This window comes from Acidovorax sp. GW101-3H11 (assembly GCF_001633105.1).
Classification (GTDB): Bacteria; Pseudomonadota; Gammaproteobacteria; order Burkholderiales; family Burkholderiaceae_C; genus Acidovorax.
This window is the reverse complement of the sequence record NZ_LUKZ01000013.1, coordinates 1-18,843: the sequence shown is the minus strand read 5'-3', so window position 1 is coordinate 18,843 and position 18,843 is coordinate 1. Positions and strand designations below refer to the sequence as shown.

Annotated in this window: 20 protein-coding genes; 10 read left to right on the top strand and 10 right to left on the bottom strand. The window is 67.8% G+C overall.

The genetic code is table 11. From position 1 onward, the window contains the following. Positions 1-12: 12 nt before the first annotated feature. The 4 genes from A1D30_RS14435 to A1D30_RS14420 all read right to left on the bottom strand — a co-directional run bounded on the left by A1D30_RS14435 (position 13) and on the right by A1D30_RS14420 (position 3,281). Positions 13-1,335 carry a serine hydrolase gene (locus A1D30_RS14435; RefSeq protein WP_063461426.1) on the bottom strand — a complete coding sequence of 441 codons (1,323 nt, stop codon included), beginning with the start codon at positions 1,333-1,335 and terminating at the stop codon, positions 13-15. Between the two features lie 72 nt (positions 1,336-1,407). Continuing rightward, a complete protein-coding gene (locus A1D30_RS14430; protein WP_063461425.1) occupies positions 1,408-1,980 on the bottom strand; it encodes a thioredoxin family protein in 573 nt (190 codons plus the stop codon). 45 nt (positions 1,981-2,025) lie between these two features. Continuing rightward, a complete protein-coding gene (locus tag A1D30_RS14425) occupies positions 2,026-2,754 on the bottom strand; it encodes a cytochrome c biogenesis CcdA family protein (protein WP_082836464.1) in 729 nt (242 codons plus the stop codon). Further along, a complete protein-coding gene (locus A1D30_RS14420; RefSeq protein ID WP_063461423.1) occupies positions 2,751-3,281 on the bottom strand; it encodes a DUF2147 domain-containing protein in 531 nt (176 codons plus the stop codon). The genes A1D30_RS14425 and A1D30_RS14420 overlap by 4 nt, the downstream gene beginning before the upstream one ends. 178 nt (positions 3,282-3,459) lie before the next feature. Between A1D30_RS14420 and A1D30_RS14415 the strand changes: the two genes are divergently transcribed. From A1D30_RS14415 to A1D30_RS14405, 3 genes are read left to right on the top strand one after another with little or no spacing between them, the layout of a single operon-like run. Then, positions 3,460-4,218 (top strand): response regulator, encoded by a 759-nt coding sequence (locus tag A1D30_RS14415; RefSeq protein ID WP_063461567.1) that lies wholly within the window; start codon positions 3,460-3,462, stop codon positions 4,216-4,218. Then, positions 4,215-5,537: a HAMP domain-containing sensor histidine kinase gene (locus A1D30_RS14410; protein WP_063461422.1), complete on the top strand. Its 1,323-nt coding sequence runs from the start codon at positions 4,215-4,217 to the stop codon at positions 5,535-5,537. The genes A1D30_RS14415 and A1D30_RS14410 overlap by 4 nt, the downstream gene beginning before the upstream one ends. A 30-nt stretch (positions 5,538-5,567) precedes the next feature. Continuing rightward, positions 5,568-6,362, top strand: coding sequence for a DUF72 domain-containing protein (locus A1D30_RS14405; protein WP_242421897.1), 795 nt, complete (start codon positions 5,568-5,570; stop codon positions 6,360-6,362). Positions 6,363-6,381: 19 nt separating this feature from the next. Here A1D30_RS14405 and A1D30_RS14400 read toward each other — a convergent pair whose 3' ends face one another. Beyond that, positions 6,382-6,684, bottom strand: a complete 303-nt coding sequence (locus A1D30_RS14400; protein WP_063461421.1) for an acylphosphatase — start codon at positions 6,682-6,684, stop codon at positions 6,382-6,384. Between the two features lie 69 nt (positions 6,685-6,753). Between A1D30_RS14400 and A1D30_RS14395 the strand changes: the two genes are divergently transcribed. Beyond that, complete coding sequence (locus A1D30_RS14395; protein WP_063461420.1) at positions 6,754-7,026, top strand: 4Fe-4S dicluster domain-containing protein; 273 nt, start codon at positions 6,754-6,756, stop codon at positions 7,024-7,026. Positions 7,027-7,037: 11 nt separating this feature from the next. Here A1D30_RS14395 and A1D30_RS25855 read toward each other — a convergent pair whose 3' ends face one another. Next, a complete protein-coding gene (locus A1D30_RS25855; RefSeq protein ID WP_157891334.1) occupies positions 7,038-7,187 on the bottom strand; it encodes a hypothetical protein in 150 nt (49 codons plus the stop codon). A 76-nt stretch (positions 7,188-7,263) separates the two neighbouring features. Further along, positions 7,264-8,574, bottom strand: coding sequence for a M48 family metalloprotease (locus A1D30_RS14390; protein WP_063461419.1), 1,311 nt, complete (start codon positions 8,572-8,574; stop codon positions 7,264-7,266). 294 nt (positions 8,575-8,868) lie between these two features. Here A1D30_RS14390 and A1D30_RS14385 point away from each other — a divergent pair, with 294 nt between their 5' ends. Both A1D30_RS14385 and A1D30_RS14380 read left to right on the top strand, forming a co-directional pair. Continuing rightward, positions 8,869-9,621 carry a M48 family metallopeptidase gene (locus tag A1D30_RS14385; RefSeq protein ID WP_063461418.1) on the top strand — a complete coding sequence of 251 codons (753 nt, stop codon included), beginning with the start codon at positions 8,869-8,871 and terminating at the stop codon, positions 9,619-9,621. A gap of 280 nt (positions 9,622-9,901) precedes the next feature. After that, the gene (locus A1D30_RS14380) at positions 9,902-11,293 is read left to right on the top strand and encodes a homoserine dehydrogenase (protein ID WP_063461417.1); all 1,392 of its coding nucleotides are present in this window, start codon (positions 9,902-9,904) and stop codon (positions 11,291-11,293) included. Positions 11,294-11,386: 93 nt separating this feature from the next. On the opposite strand, the gene A1D30_RS14375 is transcribed toward A1D30_RS14380, so the two are convergent. Together A1D30_RS14375 and A1D30_RS14370 are read right to left on the bottom strand one after the other, a co-directional pair. After that, positions 11,387-12,022, bottom strand: a complete 636-nt coding sequence (locus tag A1D30_RS14375) for an FMN-binding negative transcriptional regulator (protein ID WP_063461416.1) — start codon at positions 12,020-12,022, stop codon at positions 11,387-11,389. A gap of 2 nt (positions 12,023-12,024) precedes the next feature. After that, positions 12,025-12,504, bottom strand: a complete 480-nt coding sequence (locus A1D30_RS14370; protein ID WP_063461415.1) for an OsmC family protein — start codon at positions 12,502-12,504, stop codon at positions 12,025-12,027. Between the two features lie 67 nt (positions 12,505-12,571). Between A1D30_RS14370 and A1D30_RS14365 the strand changes: the two genes are divergently transcribed. After that, positions 12,572-14,014 carry a PLP-dependent aminotransferase family protein gene (locus A1D30_RS14365; RefSeq protein WP_063461414.1) on the top strand — a complete coding sequence of 481 codons (1,443 nt, stop codon included), beginning with the start codon at positions 12,572-12,574 and terminating at the stop codon, positions 14,012-14,014. A 32-nt stretch (positions 14,015-14,046) separates the two neighbouring features. On the opposite strand, the gene A1D30_RS14360 is transcribed toward A1D30_RS14365, so the two are convergent. Then, on the bottom strand, positions 14,047-15,159 hold the full coding sequence (locus A1D30_RS14360; RefSeq protein ID WP_063461565.1) for an MBL fold metallo-hydrolase: 1,113 nt from the start codon (positions 15,157-15,159) through the stop codon (positions 14,047-14,049). 120 nt (positions 15,160-15,279) lie between these two features. Here A1D30_RS14360 and A1D30_RS14355 point away from each other — a divergent pair, with 120 nt between their 5' ends. The 3 genes from A1D30_RS14355 to A1D30_RS14345 all read left to right on the top strand — a co-directional run bounded on the left by A1D30_RS14355 (position 15,280) and on the right by A1D30_RS14345 (position 18,617). Then, complete coding sequence (locus tag A1D30_RS14355; RefSeq protein ID WP_063461413.1) at positions 15,280-15,978, top strand: TetR/AcrR family transcriptional regulator; 699 nt, start codon at positions 15,280-15,282, stop codon at positions 15,976-15,978. A 49-nt stretch (positions 15,979-16,027) separates the two neighbouring features. After that, complete coding sequence (locus A1D30_RS14350) at positions 16,028-16,606, top strand: gamma carbonic anhydrase family protein (RefSeq protein ID WP_063461412.1); 579 nt, start codon at positions 16,028-16,030, stop codon at positions 16,604-16,606. A 130-nt stretch (positions 16,607-16,736) separates the two neighbouring features. Beyond that, entirely contained in the window at positions 16,737-18,617 is a 1,881-nt protein-coding gene (locus A1D30_RS14345) for a B12-binding domain-containing radical SAM protein (RefSeq protein ID WP_063461564.1), read from the top strand. The last annotated feature ends 226 nt before the right edge of the window (positions 18,618-18,843 follow it).

The following is an 18,843-nucleotide window of genomic DNA, read 5'->3' as shown; positions in this document are numbered from 1 at the left end:
GGCGTGCAAGGCTCAGCGCACAGCCTTGGCCAGTGCGGCAAAGGCCTGCCGATCCAGCGCGTGAGTGAAGGCGGTGTTGGGCACGGGATGGGTGGAGAGTTTCACCACCACCAGCTCGGCCGCCGGGTTGATGTGGATGTGCTGGCCCATCAGGCCCTTGGCTTCGAAGCTGCCATCGGCATCGTGGGGCAGCCACCATTGGTTGTGGTACGAGTAGCCCGCGCGCATGGCAGTGCCGGGGGCCTTGCTGAACTTGGCAGGGTCGGCGCCCTTGCGCAGCTCGGCAATGGTGGCGGGCGAGACGATCTGCTGCCCGTTGAAGCGGCCGTTGGAGCGCAGCATTTCGCCCAGGCGGCCCAGGTCACGCAAGGTGGCATTCACGCCCACACTGGTGGCCTGGCCGCCGTTCGCGTCGGCAAACACATAGGCGTCCTCCTGCGTGCCCAGCTTGGACCAGATGCGTTCGGACAACAGCGTGGCGTAGCTCTTGCCGGTCACGCGCTGCAGCAGCCAGCCCAGCACTTCCGTGTCCACCGATTTGTAGGCAAACGCAGTGCCGTGCTCGCCTTCCTTCTGCACGGTGGGCAGGTGCTCGGCCATGCTTTTGGCCACGTTGCTTCCGGGGGGCGCGGGCTGCAGGCCTGCGGCGGCCAGGTACTGGAACACGCCCGAAGTGGGATCGGCAAAGTTCTCGGCGTATTTCACGCCGGTGGTCATGTCCAGCGCCTGCTGCACGGTGGCGTCGGCCCAGGCGCTGGTGGCCAACTCGGGCAGGTAGCGCGGGATGAGCGCGTTGGCATCAATCGCGCCTTCCTGGATGAGTTCGGTCACCAGCAGGCCCACCAGCGACTTGCTCATGGACCACAGCACATGCGGCTGCTGGGGCTGCATGCCGATGTGGTAGCGCTCGTACACCACACGGCCCCGGTGCAGCACCAGCAGGGCGTCGGTGTAGGTGGATTTCTGCCAGTCGGCCAGCGTGGTGGGCGCACCCTTGTCGTCGGCAAACGCCAGGGTGTCGGGCAAGGCACGCGGCGCTGCGGGCAGCGCGCTGGGCGCTGCAGCACCGCGCCAGATGGTGGCCGTGGGCCCCAGTTCGCGCAGGTGCTGCGCGGCCCAGCGCACGTTCGGGTACTTGAGGATGTTGGCCAGCCGCACGATCTTGTCGGGCGCCGGGGGGAAGCCCTGCATCAGCTGCAGGGTCATGGGGTGGGTGGCGTCCGGCGGCGGCAGCTGCGGTGCCTGGGCCTGGCTGGCCGGGGCCACACCCAGCAGGGTGCAGGCCAGGGCGACGGCAGAAAACGAGCGGGTCAGGTGGCGAGGAAAGGGGCGCATGGTGAAAAGACCTCTGTCAAAAAGTTGTGGGAAACGGAAGAACAAACAAGGAGGCGGAAGCCATCGGGCGGCTCAGCCCCTGGCCGCCAGCAGCGTGCGGATCACGCTCTCGGTGCGCTCGTATTCGCCTTCGCCAAAGTGCTTGTAGCGAATGCGGCCCTGCGCATCGATGAGGTAGGTGGCGGGCCAGTACTGGTTGCTGTAGGCCTTCCAGGTGCCGTAGCGGTTGTCCTGCGCCACGGGGTGCTTCACGCCGTAGCGGCGCATGGCCGCTTCAACATTGCTGGCCGAGCGCTCGAACGGAAACTCGGGCGTGTGCACGCCCACCACCGTGAGGCCCTGGGGCGTGTACCGCTCGGCCCAGCGGTTCACATGGGGCAGGGTGCGGATGCAGTTGATGCAGGCGTACGTCCAGAAGTCCACCAGCACCACGCGGCCGCGCAGCTGGGCCAGGCTCAGCGGTTCGGAGTTGAACCAGCGCTCGATGCCGGTGAACTCGGGCGCGGCGCCAAAGTCGGGCAATGCAGCGGCGGGGCTGGTGGGGCCCGTGGCGCTGGCCAGGCCAGGCGCCGCCAATACAGCGGCCAGCGACGCCAGAAACGCGCGGCGCTCCGCAAAGAGGGATGAAGAGGGATGCGATGCCATGGTGAAACTCCTTGCAATCGAAGACGGGGCGATGGGGGTGATCGGCTACAGGCCGCCCCAGCCCGAGGGATAGAACTGCGTGAGCCAGGCGGTGATCTGCCCGTCCACCTCCCACAACATGGCCAGCGCGATGGCAATGACCACCACGCCAAACACCTGCTGCACGCGGTGCGCGTGGCGCGCAATGCGGCGCACATGGGTGGCGGCGGCCTGGCCGCCGTAGGCAATGGCCAGCATGGGCAGCGCCGCGCCGGTGGAATACGCGAGCAGCAGCACGGCGGTGCCCAGGCCCGCAGGCTCGGTGGCAATGAGGGTGAGGATGGAGGCGAGCACGGGCCCGGCGCAGGGTGTCCAGACGGCGCCCAGGCTCAGGCCCAGCAGCAGGCCGCCCCAGTTGCCGCCCCCGCTGCCCATGCCCAGGCTGGCCAGGCGGCTGAGCACGCCGCCCGCATATTGGCTGAGCCACTGGAACGGCCGGGGCCACACCGTGAGCACGCCAAACACCAGCAGCATCACGGCGGCAAAGCGGCGCAGGCCTTCTTGCGACACACCGAGCACCTGCGTGAAGCTGCTGAACAGCAGTGCCACGGCCGCGAACGACAGTGCAAAACCCAGCGCAATGAACAGCGGCCGCGTGCGCTGCGCAGAACCGCTGCCGCCCACCGAGGCCCCCAGCACCACCGGCAGCATGGGCAGCACGCAGGGCGCACCCACGGTGAGCATGCCGGCGGCCACGGCCAGCCAGGGCGAGGTGGTGGTGATGGCCATCGTCATTGCGCGCCCCCGTGCTCGGCGGCCGGGCGGCGCCACACCTGTGTCTTGCCAAACAGCGGGATGCCCACGTAGGCGCGCACCAGCAGCTGGTCGGGCTCGGCCGGGGTGAGGTGGGCGCGGTAGGTCTTAGCGTTTTCGCGGTTGTAGATCTCGCCCTGGTACTCGCTGTTGCCACCTTCGGCCGCGCGCAGGCCCGACAGCAGAATCATGCCCAGCGCGGGCCGCGCATCGGCCGCCGCCATGTCGGTGCCCGGCCCGCTCATGGAGCGGTTGGCCAGCACGCGCACCACCTTGCCGCACAGGGTGTTGCCCCCGCCCGGGTTGCAGGGGGCAATGTTCACCTCCAGGTTGCCGCTTTCGGTGATCCAGCGGCCCAGCGGGGCCTTGGGCTGGGATGAACGCTCAGAGGTGGGTTGGGATGTGGGCTGCGCGGCAGCGGCGGGCTGCAGCTTGGTGGCCTCTTGCGCGCTGGCGGCGTGCGCCAGGCCCAGGGCCAGCAAGGCAGCCACGGCGATGGATGGTTTCATGGCAAGGTCCTCGTGAAGTTCAGGAAGACGCCATTGAAGCCAGCGCAGGTATCGGTGGTTTGTCTGGCCAGGGGCTTTTGGTATGCACGCTTGTCGGGACACCGGGCAGACAAGTTCAGATACATACGGGCCTGCGTTGCCCCAACACAGCGCCGCCAAAGCCCGGACAATGGCCGCCATGACGACGCCCCCGCCCGACCACATCCTGATCGTCGATGACGACGCCGGCATCCGCGAGCTGGCCGCCGAGTACCTGCAGCGCCAGGGCCTGCAGGTGAGCGTGGCGGCCGACGGGCGGCAAATGCGCGAGGTGCTGGCCACGCAGCGCATCGACCTGCTGGTGCTGGACCTGATGCTGCCCGGCACCGACGGCATCACCCTGTGCCGCGAGCTGCGCAGCCCCGGTGCGCCGCCGCTGCCCATCATCATGCTCACCGCGCGCAGCGACGAGGCGGACCGCATCCTGGGCCTGGAGCTGGGCGCCGACGACTACCTGACCAAACCCTTCGCCGCGCGCGAGCTGCTGGCGCGCCTCCACGCCGTGCTGCGGCGCACGCGCATGCTGCCGCCCAACCTGGCCGTGGGCGAGCCCGCGCGCCACCTCGCGTTTGGCGACTGGCGGCTGGACACCACGGCGCGCCACCTGCTCGATGCCACCGGCGCGGTGGTGGCGCTGTCGGGCGCCGAATACCGGCTGCTGCGTGTGCTGCTGGACCACCCGCAGCGCATCCTCACACGCGACCAGCTACTACAGCTCACGCAGGGGCGCGACGCCGATGTCTTTGACCGCTCCATCGACCTCCTGGTCAGCCGCGTGCGCCAGCGGCTGGGGGATGGCGCACGCGGCTCGCGCTACATCAAGACGGTGCGCAACGAGGGCTATGTGTTCTGCGCCGACGTGCACGCCGCGTCAGCCTCCCAGGAGGCTGCGCCATGACGCTGCGCGGGTGGCCGCGCTCGCTGTTCGGGCGCATCCTGCTGGTGCTGGCGCTGGGCCTGGCGCTGGCGCATGCGCTGACCTTTGTGCTCGCGTTCACCGAACGCAGCATGACCATGCGGCGGGCCATGGTGTCGTACTTCGCGAGCGACGTGGCCAGCTCGGTCGCCATGCTGGAACGCCTGCCTGCCACCGAGCGCGCACAGTGGGTGGACCGGCTGGCGCGCCGCAACTACCGCTTTGCACTGGCCGAACCGCTGGACGCCCCCGAAGACCCCTCGCAACTTGCGCGCCTTGTTGCCAACGCCGTGGCGGCCACCTTACCTGCCGACCGCCCGGTGCAGGTGATCGACCCCCATGTACCCGGCACCGAGCTGCGGCTGCAGCTGCGCCTGGCCGACGGCACACCCCTGGCCGTGGACATGGACGAGCCCCGGCTGCAGATATCGCCCTGGGTGCTGGGCGCGCTGGCGCTGCAGCTGGCGCTGCTGGTGGGCCTGTGTGCCTGGGCCGTGCGTGCGGCCACGCGACCCCTGAACACGCTGGCCGACGCGGCCGATGCGCTGGGCGCCGACCGCCCCACCGTGCCCCTGGCCGAAAACGGCCCGCGCGAAGTGGTGCGCGCCGCCGCCGCGTTCAACCGCATGCAGCAGCGCATCCAGGCGCACATGCAGGAGCGCATGCAGATCCTGGCCGCCGTCTCGCACGACCTGCAAACACCCATCACCCGCCTGCGCCTGCGCGCCGACCTGCTGGACGACCCCGTGCTGCAGGGCAAGCTGCATGCCGACCTGGCCGAGATGCAGTCGCTGGTGGAGGAGGGCATTGCCTATGCGCGCTCATCGCAGGCCGTGCGCGAGCCACCGCAGCGCGTGGACCTGCGCGCGCTGGTGGAGAGCATTGCGCGCGACTACGCCGATGCCGGCCTGCCGGTACACCTGCTGCAGGCAGTGGATGTGACCTGCGACACCCGCCCGCAGGCCCTGCGCCGCCTGGTGTGCAACCTGGTGGACAACGCGCTCAAGTTCGCGGGCGCCGCCGAGCTGACGCTGGAGGCGGGCGCGCCGGGCCAGTGGCTGGTGCGTGTGCTGGACCATGGCCCGGGCATCCCGCCCGCAGCGCTGTCGGCCGTGCTGCAGCCCTATGTGCGGCTGGAGGATTCGCGCAACCGGGGCACGGGCGGCACGGGCCTGGGCCTGGCCATTGCCAACGAGCTGGCCCAGGCCCTGGGCGGGCGCCTGGTGCTGGGGCCGCGCGCGGACGGCGCGCAGGGGCTGGAGGCGCGGGTGGAGCTGCCGGGCACGCCGCTGCTACAGTGACCGCTCCGTGGACTCCTGAAGGACAACGCTGTGGACATCTCTGCCGGCAACCGCGAGACCAGCGACAGCCACCCACGCATCTGCGTCGGCATTGGCGGCTGGACCTTCGAGCCCTGGCGCGGCAACTTCTACCCCGCAGGGCTGGCGCACAGCAAGGAGCTGCAATACGCCAGCCGACAGCTCACGGCGATCGAGGTCAACGGCACCTACTACAGCACCTTTAAACCACCCACCTTTGCCAAGTGGCATGACGAAACGCCCGAAGGCTTCATGTTCTCGCTCAAGGCCAATCGCTTTGCGACGCACCGGCGCGTGCTGGCGGATGCGGGCGATTCGATCACGCGGTTTGTGGAGAGCGGCATCTCGGAACTGAAAGACAAGCTCGGTCCCATCGTGTGGCAGTTCATGCCGACCAAGGTGTTTGAACCGGGCGACTTCGAGGCCTTTCTGGCCCTGCTGCCGCAGCAGGTGGATGGCCTGCTGCTGCGCCACGCGCTGGATGTGCGCCACCCCAGTTTTGCGGCGCCAGAGTTTGTGGCACTCGCGCGCCGCTATGGCTGCGTGCCTGTGTACACCGACTCCGACCAATTTCCGGCCATCGCGGATGCAGGGGCCGACTTTGCCTACCTGCGGCTGATGCGCAGCCAGGCCGATGTGCCCACGGGCTACACCGTCGATGCGATTGCGCAGTGGGCGCAGGGCGTGCGCACCTGGACCAGCGGCGAGCGGCCGCGCGATGTGTTTGTGTACTTCATCAACGGCGCCAAGGAGCGGGCGCCTGCGGGGGCGATGGAGTTGCTCAGGCAACTGGGCCTGCGCGCGTAGCAGTGGGGCAGCGGCGCAGCTACACCGTCTCGCGCTGCACAAAGCCCTGCGGGGCCTCGCCACCATCGGGCACATTGCCCACCACCACGCGGTCCACCCGCGCATGTTCCGGCCCCTGGTGCGCCCAGTCGATGAGGGCCCGCACGGCGGGCTCCGGGCCCCAGGCGCAGGCTTCCACGCGGCCATCCTGGCGGTTGCGCACCCAGCCCGTCACGCCCAGGCGCTGGGCGGCCTGCACCAGGGACCAGCGGTAGCCCACGCCCTGCACATGGCCGGTGATCAACAGATGGCGGGTGACGGTGGAATGGAGTTCTGCGTTCATGGCGGCACTGTAGCGCTTGCCTTGTGCAGTGCACGCGCCAGCGGCACACTGCCCACAACACGACGCGCCATGACCACCACAACCCCCAAGGCCCTGCCCACCATCGACCCGCAGCGCTGCACCGGCTGCGGCTGGTGCGTGGCGGTGTGCCCACCCCATGTGCTGTCGCTGCAGGTGCCGGGCCCGGAGCCCTGGGGCCCCAAGTGCTCCACCCTGCACGATGCGCTGGGCTGCACCGGGTGCGCGCTGTGTGCGGTGCGCTGCCCGTTCGATGCGATCCGCATGGTGCGTGTGGAGGCGGCTGGTAAAGCCAGGCACGACGGCCCGACTGAGGCGAGCTGACGGACACGGGCTCAAATCCAAGGCAATCCCTTTTTCAGGTCGTACAGCTGCAGCGCCTCATTCACACTCGCCGCCGCCTTCCAGGGCATGGGCATGATGCGGTACGCACTCACGCGGGCAGAGGATGAAAAGTGGGCAATGGGTGGGTGAATGATGGCCACGCCCCGATCCATCCAAGGAAGGCATGGTGCGCACAGAGGCGAGCGCGGCGCGCGCCAGCCAAGCACCAAGCCCTTCTTACTTCACAGCATGCGATGCCAGCCGCTCGTCGATGGTGACGGGCGCTGCAGCACCTGCCGCAGGATGGATCGGTTGCGCCATGGCGCGCTCCAGATGGTCCAGCCGCAGGCGACTTTGGGGATGCGCGTCCGCAAACTGCAGATCGCTGTCACCCAATGCGTTCAGCTGCACCAGCGCAGACACCAGGCCGAACGAGTCCAGCCCGGCACGCGCAGCCAGCACCACGGCCTCGCGGTCGGCAGCGTGCTCGGCCTCAGCGCCCAGACCCAGCGTGTGGGTATGGCGGGCCAGTGCCGTGAGGCTGGGAGACACCTTGCCGCTGCGTGCCGCGCTGTGCATGGCGCGCAGGTGGTGCCTGGATGTAACGTGGGCAATCTCATGCGCCAGGACGCCGGCCAACTCAGCCTCGTCTGCGCAACGGTCCACCAGGCCACGGGTCAGGAACACGTAGCCTCCAGGGGTGCTGTAGGCGTTGAAGTCCGATTCATCCACCACCACGAAGGTCCATGGAAGTTGAGGGCGGCTCGACTGCAGACTGACCCAGCGGCCCAGAAGATTGACGTAACGCTGCATCTCCGGCGCCGGGTCCAGCGGCTTGCCTTGCAGCAACAGCACAGCCATCTGGCGGCCCAGTTCGATCTCTTGCGCCTCGGTCACGCTGTCCGCAGCCTGCAGCAGGGCATTCATCGCGCTGTGGGCGTCTGATGCGGCTGGGGCGGCTGCCGAGGCCACGCTGGAGGCTTCTGCTGCTGCGGCGGCGGCGAAATGCGTCACAGGCAGCGCATCTACCCGGCGTGGCTGCAATGCCGCCGCAGCAGCAAAGGCGCGCGCCTCATTGGCCGTCACGCGCAGGCGGTCCGCCTGGCCCATGCCCTGACTTTGCGTCACACCACGTCCGCTTGCACCCACAGACTGCGACACATTGCCTTCGCCCAGACCGCGGATCCCCACGGTGGACGTGGACACTGCGGTAGAGCCAACCCCACCCAACGGGTTGCCCACAGCGCGCAACGCGCTGGCTGCGGCGTTGTCACGCGCTGGCGTGCCGATGTCGAACATGTGGATCCAGCCCGTGGCTCCGGACTCGGCACGGACCTGTACCCATGCCCCCTGGCGCTGTGCGGTGCGCGTGACCTTGGCGCTTGCGGCCAGGTCTGCCAACGCGCTACTGGTGTCCCCCGGTGCGGCGCGTAGCTGCGTTGCACGCTTGATCATTGCCTCTTCTTGAGCCTGGGCCATGCCCAAAAACCCCAGAAGCACCAGGCTGCCCGTGAATGCACGGCTGCTGCTGCTGCGTAAGCCCACCATTTTTTCTCCCTCTCTTGGATGCTTCACACGGATGCGATGTCCGCGCACAACTTTCTGCGGCGCGCATTGTTATGGATTTCTGCAGGCCGGGCAAACCACGGACGCCGAAGGACGTGACTATTCACTGAGGCACGAAGCGGCCACAAGAAAAACAGCAGCCGGGCATGACAAAGTTCACACATGGTTACTTTGGTTGCATTCGAGGTGTCAACGCCAGCACTGGCTTTATGTACATTTCGCTCGCCTGCTGTAAGGGACAGCTTGTACGACCCACTTCAAAAAAGACTTTTACCCATGAATCGCCGCGACCTGATCACTCTTGCAACACTCGCCTCCGGCATCAGTGCCGTTTCTCCCGTGTGGGCCCAGTTCAACTTTGGCAAGGCACTGGAGGCCGGGCAGGACCTGGTGAAAGCCGAGTCCATCACCGACGAAGAACTCAACAAGTACTTTGACCAGGTAACCGTGCAGATGGACAGCCAAAGCTCCGTGGCCCCCGGCAGCAACGCCTATGCCAAGCGCCTGACCAAGATGGTGACGGGTCTGCAAACTTACGATGGAATGCGGTTGAACTTCAAGGTCTATGTCACACCGCAGATCAATGCGTTTGCCATGGCCAACGGCACCATCCGTGTGTATTCGGGACTGATGGACGCATTCACCGACGACGAAGTCCGCTATGTCATCGGTCACGAAATCGGTCACGTCAAAAGCGGTCACTCCAAATCGCGCATGCAGGCGGCACTGCGCACCAGCGCACTGCGCAAAGGCGTGGAATCGAGCAACACGCGCGCAGGCGCGCTGGCCAGCACCGAGCTGGGCAATCTGTTCGAAAAAGTGGTCAACGCGCAGCACTCCCAATCCAACGAGCGCGAGGCAGATGACTATGCGCTGAAGTTCATGAAGGCAAAAAAATACAACCCGCAGGCCTGCGTGACTGCACTGGAAAAGCTGGCCTCTTTGTCCGGCGATAGCTCCAGCAGCTTCCTGTCCACCCACCCGGCACCGAAGGACCGCGCCAGCCGCTTGCGGGAACAATTGGCCTGACAAACCGCCTGGGTTACACTGCGCCCTTCATGCCGTACACCTCCATCCCCTCCACCGCACACGCCGCTGCCTTCCAAGGCATGGGCATGATGCAGTGCGCGTTCACGCGGGCGATGGGTGCACGAATGATTACCACCATTACCGCCGCGGCCACCTGAGCACGCGCAGGTGGCCGTTTCGGCAGCCACCTGGTGATCGCTCTCTTCTCCCCCAAGACGAATGCACGAAACCCAGCTCTGGCAGCTGGGTTTTTTTGTTTGTTCGTTAGCCGGAGAAGTCCATGTACCGCGATCCTGTCCAGTCCCTCGAAGCCCCATCGTTGCCGTCGTCCGCCACGGCCATGCGCCCCCTGCGCGTGGGCATGATTGGCATTGGCACCGTGGGCGCGGGCACCTTTCGCGTGCTGGCACGCAACCAGGCGCTGATTGCCGGCCGCGCAGGGCGGGGCATCAAGCTGGTGGTGGTCTGCGCCCGCAGCCTGGCCCGCGCGATGAGCGTGGTGGGCAAGGACGTGGCCTTGACCAATGACCCCATGCAGGTCGCCACACACCCCGACGTGGATGTGCTGGTGGAGGCCGCTGGCGGCACCGGCCCCGCGCGCGACTGGGTGCTGGCCGCCATCCGCGCGGGCAAACATGTGGTCACCGCCAACAAGGCGCTGCTGGCCGAGCATGGCAACGAGATCTTTGCGGCCGCGCGCCAGCACGGCGTGGCCGTGGCCTATGAAGGCGCGGTGGCCGTCAGCATCCCCATCGTGAAGGCGCTGCGCGAGGGCCTCACCGCCAACCGCATCGAGTGGGTGGCGGGCATCATCAACGGCACCACCAATTTCATCCTGAGCAAGATGCGCGATGAGGGCGTGGGCTTTGCCGAGGCGCTGACCCAGGCCCAGGCGCTGGGCTATGCCGAGGCGGACCCGACGTTCGACATCGAGGGCATCGACGCAGCGCACAAGATCTCGCTGCTGGCGGCCAATGCGTTTGGCATGCCGGTGCGGTTTGCCGATGCGCAGGTGGAGGGCATCACCGCGCTGCAAGGCCTGGACGTGGCCTGTGCCGAGCAGCTGGGCTATCGCATCAAGCTCTTGGGCGTGGCCAAGCGGCGCAAGGACGGCGATGCGGAAGGCGTCGAGCTGCGCGTGCAGCCCGCGCTGGTGCCCGCCACGCATTTGCTGGCCCACGTGAACGGGTCCATGAACGCCGTGATGGTGAAGGGCGATGCCTCGGGCGTGACGATGTACTACGGCGCGGGTGCGGGGTCGGAGCCAACAGCGTCGGCCGTGATTGCCGACCTGGTGGATGTCGCGCGGCTGCAGGGCACCCACGCCGCGCAGCGGGTGCCGCACCTGGGGTTCCACGCCGACGCGGTCAACAACAACCTGGCCGTGCTGCCGCGCGCCGCCGTGCACACGCGCCACTACCTGCGTGTGCCCGTGCACCAGGCCCAGCAGATTGAGGCCGTGGGCGCCTGGCTGGCGGCGCAGCAGGTGCCGGTGGCGCGTGTGGAGCTGGCCTGCGAAAAAGCCGCTCCCGCTGGCGCAGGGCCGCAGGTGCTGGTGCTGACAGACGCGGTGGCGCAAAGCACCGTGGACCTGGCCGTGCACGCGCTGGCCGCACACCCCGCCGTGGCCGGGCCCGTGGCGGCGCTGCGGGTGGAGATGCTGGAAGGATGAGTGGTTGTGGCGGGGAAAATATGAACAAAAATGGCCGTTTGCGCGCGTCCATCATGCGCAAATAGCTATTAATTCAATAGCAACCCCTGCCCGCTACGCCATCAGCCGCCCGAGCACCAGCGCCGCCATGTCCTCCGCCGCAGGCGTGCCTTCGGCCATCAGGCCCTGCACCACGCCCGCGCGGTCAGCTTCCGTGCGGTTCTGGCTCACCTTCCAGACGCCCTCCCAGCGCTCCACCGCCAGCTCGATGCCCACGATGGCGCGCAGCAGCTTGTCGATGTAGTCGGGCGGCGCATCGTCAATGCGCCAGGGGTCGGGGCGGTGGGCTTCGTGCCGCTCGCTCAGGGTGTGCAGGATGGCGCGCAAGCGCACCGGGTCGTCCACCGCGCTCAAGGTGCCATGCGCGTGCACGGCGGCGTAGTTCCAGGTGGGCACCTGCTTGCCGTCGAGCGCCTTGGACGGATACCAGCTGGGCGACACATAGGCCTGCGGCCCGTGGAACACCGCCACCGCCGTTTGCGGCAGCAGCGGCCACACACCGTTGGCACGGGCCACGTGGCCGACCAGCGTGCCGTGCGGGCCGCGTTCAGGGTCCAGGTACAGCGGGATGTGGTTGACATGTTGCGCACCTGCTTGCGCGATCACCAGCGTGGCCAGGGGCTGCGCGTGCACCAGCGCGTGCAGGGTGGCCGGTTCGGTGACTTGAAATAGCCGGTTGGGGTAGGCCATGGTCAGGCGCCTTCCACTTCGAGCACGGGCGCGCAGTCGATCTGCGTCTTGACCGAGTTGGCCAGAAAACACGACGCATGGGCGCGGTGGTGCAGCTCGTCCAGCTGCGCAGCGCTGGGCGCGTGGGCCGCATCAAAGCATGCGACGGGGCGCAACTGCACGTGGGTGACGACCAGCTGGCCCTCTGCGTTCTTGGCCAGGGTGCCCACGGCCGCGTCGGTGTAGCGGTTGAGCCGATAGCCCGCGCGGCTGGCGAAGTCCATGAACCACAGCATGTGGCAGCTCGACAGCGCGGCGACATAGGCTTCCTCCGGGTCCACCGCCGCCGCATCGGAATACGGCAGCGGCACCACATGGGGCGACGACGACGCGGCCACGGTGGCGCCGCCATCGAACTGCCAGCGGTGGGCGCGGTGGTAGCGCTTGTCCAGAAAATCGTCGGTGCCACGGGTCCAGGTGATGGTGGCGAGGTGCTCGGCCATGGTGGGAGGTCTTTCTACAATGGTTCTTCAGTTTATGACTGCACTGCGCCATCGAAGGAACCAATTCATGCCCGTTGCCAGAGCCAATGCCCCCGGCGGCCACCCCGGCCTGCTGCGCCAGCAGGTGTACGAGCAGCTGCGCGGCGCCATCGAGCAGGGCCGCCTGCCGGCGGGCACGCGCCTGCCACCCTCGCGCGAGCAGGCCGCCAGCCTGGGCGTGTCGCGCAACACGGTGCTGTGGGCCGTGCAGCGCCTGCAGGCCGAAGGCTATGTGGAGGCGCGTGTGGGCGACGGCACCTATGTCTCGCAGGCCGCTGGGGCACCGCCTCCGCAGGGGCTGGTGGCACCGCCGCGCGGGCTGTCGCGGCGCGGGCAGCTGATTGCCGAGACGGCCGCGCGCTGGCGGCCGCCGCATGTGGCGGCGCGCGCGTTTCGCATCGGCGCGCCCGAGGTGGACAGCTTTCCGTTTGCGCTGTGGGACCGCCTCGCGCGCCAGGCCAGCCCCGCCCAGCGCAGCGCCCGCGCGCAGTACCTCGACCCTGCGGGCGACCCCGACCTGCGCCAGGCGATTGCGCTGTGGCTGTGGGCCTCGCGTGGCATCCGCTGCGATGCGGCGCAGGTGGTGGTGTGCGCGGGCTCGCAGCAGGGCATCGACCTGATCGCGCGGCTGCTGCTGGACGCGGGCGACGAGGTGCTGGTGGAAGACCCCGGCTACCCCGGCATCCGCGCCAGCCTGCTGGCCCATGGCGCCCAGGCACGGCCCGTGGCGCTGGATGCGCAGGGCCTGTGCATCGCCGAAGGCGCCGCGTTGTGGCCTGGCGCGCGCATGGCCGTGGTCACGCCCACGCACCAGTTCCCCACGGGCGTTGGCATGGGCCTCGCGCGGCGGCAGGCGCTGCTGCAGTGGGCGCGCACGCACGACGCCTGGGTGGTGGAGGACGACTACGACGGCGAATTCCAGTACGGCAGCGCGGCGCAACGCGTGCCCGCGCTGTGCAGCCTGCCGGGGTCGGAGCGCGTGCTGTATGTGGGCACCTTCAGCAAGACCTTGCACCCCGGCCTGCGCCTGGGTTTTGTGGTGGTGCCGCCCGCGCTGGTCGAGGCCTTTGCCATGGCCCGCGCCATCACCGACCGGCATGCGCCCGGCGATGCGCAGGCCGTGCTGGCGCGCTTCATTGCCGAAGGCCATCTGCTGCGCCACCTGCGGCAGATGCGCGAGCTGTACCAGGCGCGCCAGCAGGTGCTGATCGATGCCCTGGCCAGCGCGAGCGATGGTGCCCTGCGGCTCATCCCCAGCGACCGGGGCATGCACCTGCTGCTGGAAAGTGCGCCGGGCAGCGACGACGAGACCCTGAGCCGCAAGGCCCTCACGGCCGGGGTGATGCTGGCGCCGCTGTCGCGCTACGCCATGCAATCGCAGCGGCGGGGGTGGCTGTTTGGCTACGCGGGCTACAGCGAGGCCGAGATCGTCGGCGCAGCCCGCGTGGTGGCGCGGCTGGCGCAACTTTGAAACCAAGCCTTTGAAGCAAAGGCCCTGGTGCCTCAGGACTGCGCAGGCACGCGGGCGGCCACGCCTTGGCCCTCGGTCATCACCGCCGGGCGCGCCTGCGGCTGGGGGCCCTTCCACCACTGCTTTGAAAGTGCAGGCTGGCGGATGTCCAGCCGCTCGCCCATCACCGGTGCGACCAGCGGCACATGGGCTTTTTCGGCCAGGGCGGTGATGCGGTCGAACGGGTCCGTCCAGGCGTGCAGCGCCAGGTCGAAGGTGCCGTTGTGGATGGGCATGAGGTGGCGGCCCTTCACGTCCAGGTGCGCCTGCAGGCTTTCCTCGGGCTGCATGTGCACGTCGGGCCACTGGGCGTCGTAGGCGCCGGTTTCAATCAGGGTCAGGTCGAACGGGCCGAAGCGCTCGCCGATGGCCTTGAAGCCGTCGAAATAGCCGGTGTCGCCGCTGAAGAAGATGCGCGTTGCATCGGCACCTTGGCCCGCCTCGATCACCCACGAGGCCCACAGCGTGCGGTTGCCGTCCGACAGGCTGCGGCCCGAGAAATGTTGCGCGGGTGTTGCCACCAGCTTCACCCCGGCGATGGTGGTGCCCTGCCACCAGTCGAACTGCTGCACCTTGGCGGCAGGCACGCCCCAGCCCATCAGGCGGTCGCCCACGCCCAGCGGCGTCACAAAGTGCGCCACCTTGGGGGCGAGCTTCTGGATCGCGTCGTAGTCCAGGTGGTCGTAGTGGTCGTGCGACAGCACCACGCCGGTGATGGGCGGCAGCTCGTCGATGCTGAGCGGCGGCGCATGGAAACGCTTGGGGCCCATGAAGGTGAACGGCGAGGCGCGCTCGGAGAACACCGGGTCGGTCAGCCAGAACTGGCCTTGCAGCTTGAGCAGCATGGTCGAGTGGCCCAGGCGCCACAGGCTCAGGTCGGGGGCCTTGAGCAAGTCCGCCTGCGTGAGCGGCAGCACCTGGGGCGGCTGTGCAGGCACGGCGTCGGCGGGCTTCTCGGTCATGAAGCGCCACATGATGGCCATGGTCTTGGCAAAACCCGGCGCCTGGCGCGGCGCGGCGTTGCGGAACTTGCCTTCGGTGTACTGGGGCGACTGCTCGTAGGAGCTTGCCGGCAGGCTGGTGCAGGAAAGAATACTGTAGGCCATGGCGATCAGGACGGTGAGGAGGACGAAGGTTCGGAGCATGGGATTGCCCTTCGGAAAATTACACTGCACAGTGTAGTTCACTTTTTCAAAAAGTAAACTGCCCGGTGTAAAATTTTGCCTATGACCGAGGCCCCCACCGTTCTCCCCACCCGCCTGACCGACCGCAAGCGCGAAGCCATCGTGTTGGCCGCCATTGCCGAGTTCCGCGAACATGGCTTCAGCGGCACCAGCATGGACCGCGTGGCCGCTGCGGCAGATGTGTCCAAGCGCACGGTGTACAACCACTTCCCCAGCAAGGACGAGCTGTTCGAGGCCATCCTGGGCCACCTGTGGGACCGCAGCCATTCGCTGGCCGACGTGGCCTACGACGCCGCCCGCCCGCTGCGCACGCAGCTGCTGGCGGTGCTGGAGCAGAAGATGGAACTGCTGAACGACGCGAGCTTCATCGACCTCTCGCGCGTGGCCATCGCCGAGATGATGCACACGCCCGAACGCGCCCAGGCCATGGTGGCGCGCCTGTCCGAAAAGGAAGAGGGCCTGCCGCGCTGGGTCCGCGCCGCCCAGCAAGACGGCGCCCTGCGCGCGGGTGTGGACCCGCAGTACGCCGCACACCAGCTGCACGGCATGGTCAAGTCGTTCGCCTTCTGGCCCCAGCTGGCGATGGGGCAAGCGCCCCTCACCGCCGCCGAGCAGCAACAGGTGCTGGGTGATGCGGTGGACATGTTTCTGGCGTTCTACGCCGTGCGGCCCGCCATGGAGTCCACCCGCACCGCAGCGGCCCCTGCCAAGCGCGCGGCCCGCACAACCAGGCCGCGCTGACCACAGCACTACGCTCGCCACCACCCTTCGTTTCTTCTTCCCAAGCCCCATGCCCCTCGCTCCCTACCTCGACACCCGCCCCACGCTCGACACCGGCGTTTTCATCCACGACTCTGCCCAGATCATCGGCGACGTCACCCTGGGTCGCGACAGCTCGGTCTGGTGCAACGCCGTGCTGCGCGGCGACGTGAACCGCATCACCGTGGGTGTCTGTAGCAACGTGCAGGACCTGACCATGGGCCATGTGTCGCACCGCAACGCCAGCAAGCCCGAAGGCTCGCCGCTGGTCATCGGCGACTACGTCACGGTGGGCCACTCGGTGATCCTGCACGGCTGCCGCATCGGCAACGAATGCCTCATCGGCATGGGCTCCATCGTCATGGACGACGCGGTGATCGAAGACCGCGTGATGCTGGGCGCAGGCAGCCTGGTGTCGCCCGGCAAGGTGCTGGAGAGTGGCTACCTCTACATCGGCCGTCCGGCGATGCGCCAGCGTGCACTGACCGAGGCGGAGATCGCCTACCTGAAGTATTCGGCCGAGCACTATGTGCGGGTGAAGAACAACTACCTGGCAGGCACACCCCATGCGGCTGCGGTGCCCCCTGCGCCCCCCGCCCACCAGGGATAAAGCGGGGCCGGGATAATCGGGGCTTCCACGACCCCTGCGGCGGCACCGCATCGCCCCATTGCCCGTTTTCACCATGTCTGCCGTCGCCCCTGCCTCACCCGCCCAGCGCGTGCTCTCCGTCATCCCCCCGATGACGCAGCTGAACACGCCTTACCCCTCCACCGCCTACCTCACCGGCTTTCTGCGTTCGCGGGGAGTGACGGCGTTCCAGGAAGACCTGGCGCTGGCGCTGGTGCTGCGCCTGCTGTCGCCCGATGGGCTCAAGGACGTGGCGGCCCAAGTGGATACGCTGCCCGCCAAAAAGCAGAGTCCCGCCGTGCAAAGTTTTGCGGCGCAAAAGGACCGCTACCTCGCCACCATCGGCCCCGCCATTGCCTTCCTGCAAGGCCGCGACAGCACGCTGGCCCACCGCATCGTGGGCCGCAACTACCTGCCCGAAGGGCCGCGTTTTGCCACGCTGGATGTGTATGTGGACGACGAGGGTGGCGACCCGCTGGGCTGGGCCTTTGGCGCTTTAGGCCTGACCGACAAGGCAAAGCACCTGGCCACGCTGTATCTGAACGACCTGGCCGATGTGCTGCGCGACGCGGTGGACGAGCGCTTTGAGTTTGTGCGCTATGCCGAATCGCTGGCAGGCAGCCAGCCCACGTTCGACCCGCTGGCCACCGCATTGGCCGCGCCACCCACGCTGGTGGACGAGCTGCTGGAGCAGCTCACGCACGAGGCCGTCGCGCGCCACCAGCCCACGGTGGTGCTGCTGTCGGTGCCGTTCCCGGGGTCAGTGTACGCAGCCTTCCGCATCGCGCAGGCCATCAAGGCGCGGCACCCACACATCGCCACCGTGCTGGGCGGCGGTTTTGTGAACACCGAGCTGCGCGAGCTGGCCGACCCGCGTGTGTTCGACTTCTTTGATTACGTGACCCTGGACGCGGGCGAGCGCCCGCTGCTGGCGCTGCTGGAGCATCTGCAGGGCCAGCGCGGCCGCCAGCGGCTGGTGCGTACCTTTGTGCGCGATGACGGAGAAGGTGGCGACGGCGCGGTGCAGTACATCAACATGATGGAAGCCGACATCGCCTTTGCCGAGGTGGGCACCCCCACCTGGGACGGCCTGCCGCTGGACCGCTACCTGTCGCTGCTCGACATGCTCAACCCCATGCACCGGCTGTGGAGCGACGGGCGCTGGAACAAGCTGACCGTGGCGCATGGCTGCTACTGGAAGAAGTGCAGCTTTTGCGATGTGAGCCTGGACTACATCAGCCGCTACGAAGGCGCGAGTGCCGCTGTGCTGGCCGACCGCATCGAACAAATCGTGCGCGAGACGGGGCAGACCGGCTTTCACTTCGTCGATGAAGCGGCGCCGCCCAAGGCCCTCAAGGCCCTGTCCACCGAGCTGATTGCGCGCAACGCAGGCATCAGCTGGTGGGGCAATGTGCGGTTTGAAAAGACCTTCACCCCCGAGCTGGCCGAGCTGATGGCCGACAGCGGTTGTATCGCGATCTCCGGCGGGCTCGAAGTCGCATCCGACCGGCTGCTGCAGCTCATGAAAAAAGGCGTGTCGGTGGACCAGGTGGCGCGCGTGACGCGGGCATTCACCGACGCGGGCATCCTGGTGCATGCCTATCTGATGTACGGCTTTCCCACGCAGACGGTGCAGGACACGGTGGACGCGCTCGAATACGTGCGCCAGCTGTTTGCCAACGGCTGCATCCAGAGCGGCTTCTTCCACCGCTTTGCCTGCACCGTGCATTCACCCGTGGGCAAGAACCCCGAGGAATACGGCGTGACCCTGGCGCCGCTGCCGCCCGGCGACTTTGCCAAGAACGACGTGGCCTTCATCGACCCCACGGGCGTGGACCACGACGCACTGGGCGGCGCGCTCAAGAAGGCCATCTACAACTACATGCACGGCATCGGGCTCGAAGAAGACGTGCGCAGCTGGTTCCCGTTCAAGGTACCCAAGACGACGGTACGGCGCGACCGGATTGAGCGGGCGCTGCGGGAGCGGGGATAAGCACGGGCTCGCATCCCGCTGGCGTTTGTGTCGGAAAAATTCAAGCAAAAAGTGCCATCACCGCCTGATGGATAAGCGCAGGGCAATCGCATCTAAACCCCTCCTCAAATCAGAGCGAAACTGTGGCGTTCGATCACCCGATTCACGTCCCATGACCCTGCTGCAGCACCTGCAACTCATCCCCGACCCACGCCTTGCGCGCACGCGCCGCCATGAACTCCAATCC

Excerpts from the sequence above, each read along its gene's own strand:
- A1D30_RS14345 (WP_063461564.1), top strand. The coding sequence starts at position 16,737 with ATGACGCAGCTGAACACGCCTTACCCCTCCACCGCCTACCTCACCGGC.
- A1D30_RS14380 (WP_063461417.1), top strand. The coding sequence starts at position 9,902 with ATGTACCGCGATCCTGTCCAGTCCCTCGAAGCCCCATCGTTGCCGTCG.
- A1D30_RS14410 (WP_063461422.1), top strand. The coding sequence starts at position 4,215 with ATGACGCTGCGCGGGTGGCCGCGCTCGCTGTTCGGGCGCATCCTGCTG.
- A1D30_RS14395 (WP_063461420.1), top strand. The coding sequence starts at position 6,754 with ATGACCACCACAACCCCCAAGGCCCTGCCCACCATCGACCCGCAGCGC.
- A1D30_RS14390 (WP_063461419.1), bottom strand. The coding sequence starts at position 8,574 with ATGGTGGGCTTACGCAGCAGCAGCAGCCGTGCATTCACGGGCAGCCTG.
- A1D30_RS14430 (WP_063461425.1), bottom strand. The coding sequence starts at position 1,980 with ATGGCATCGCATCCCTCTTCATCCCTCTTTGCGGAGCGCCGCGCGTTT.
- A1D30_RS14360 (WP_063461565.1), bottom strand. The coding sequence starts at position 15,159 with ATGGCCTACAGTATTCTTTCCTGCACCAGCCTGCCGGCAAGCTCCTAC.
- A1D30_RS14425 (WP_082836464.1), bottom strand. The coding sequence starts at position 2,754 with ATGACGATGGCCATCACCACCACCTCGCCCTGGCTGGCCGTGGCCGCC.
- A1D30_RS14375 (WP_063461416.1), bottom strand. The coding sequence starts at position 12,022 with ATGGCCTACCCCAACCGGCTATTTCAAGTCACCGAACCGGCCACCCTG.
- A1D30_RS14365 (WP_063461414.1), top strand. The coding sequence starts at position 12,572 with ATGCCCGTTGCCAGAGCCAATGCCCCCGGCGGCCACCCCGGCCTGCTG.
- A1D30_RS14420 (WP_063461423.1), bottom strand. The coding sequence starts at position 3,281 with ATGAAACCATCCATCGCCGTGGCTGCCTTGCTGGCCCTGGGCCTGGCG.
- A1D30_RS14350 (WP_063461412.1), top strand. The coding sequence starts at position 16,028 with ATGCCCCTCGCTCCCTACCTCGACACCCGCCCCACGCTCGACACCGGC.
- A1D30_RS14415 (WP_063461567.1), top strand. The coding sequence starts at position 3,460 with ATGACGACGCCCCCGCCCGACCACATCCTGATCGTCGATGACGACGCC.
- A1D30_RS14435 (WP_063461426.1), bottom strand. The coding sequence starts at position 1,335 with ATGCGCCCCTTTCCTCGCCACCTGACCCGCTCGTTTTCTGCCGTCGCC.
- A1D30_RS14400 (WP_063461421.1), bottom strand. The coding sequence starts at position 6,684 with ATGAACGCAGAACTCCATTCCACCGTCACCCGCCATCTGTTGATCACC.
- A1D30_RS14370 (WP_063461415.1), bottom strand. The coding sequence starts at position 12,504 with ATGGCCGAGCACCTCGCCACCATCACCTGGACCCGTGGCACCGACGAT.
- A1D30_RS14355 (WP_063461413.1), top strand. The coding sequence starts at position 15,280 with ATGACCGAGGCCCCCACCGTTCTCCCCACCCGCCTGACCGACCGCAAG.
- A1D30_RS14385 (WP_063461418.1), top strand. The coding sequence starts at position 8,869 with ATGAATCGCCGCGACCTGATCACTCTTGCAACACTCGCCTCCGGCATC.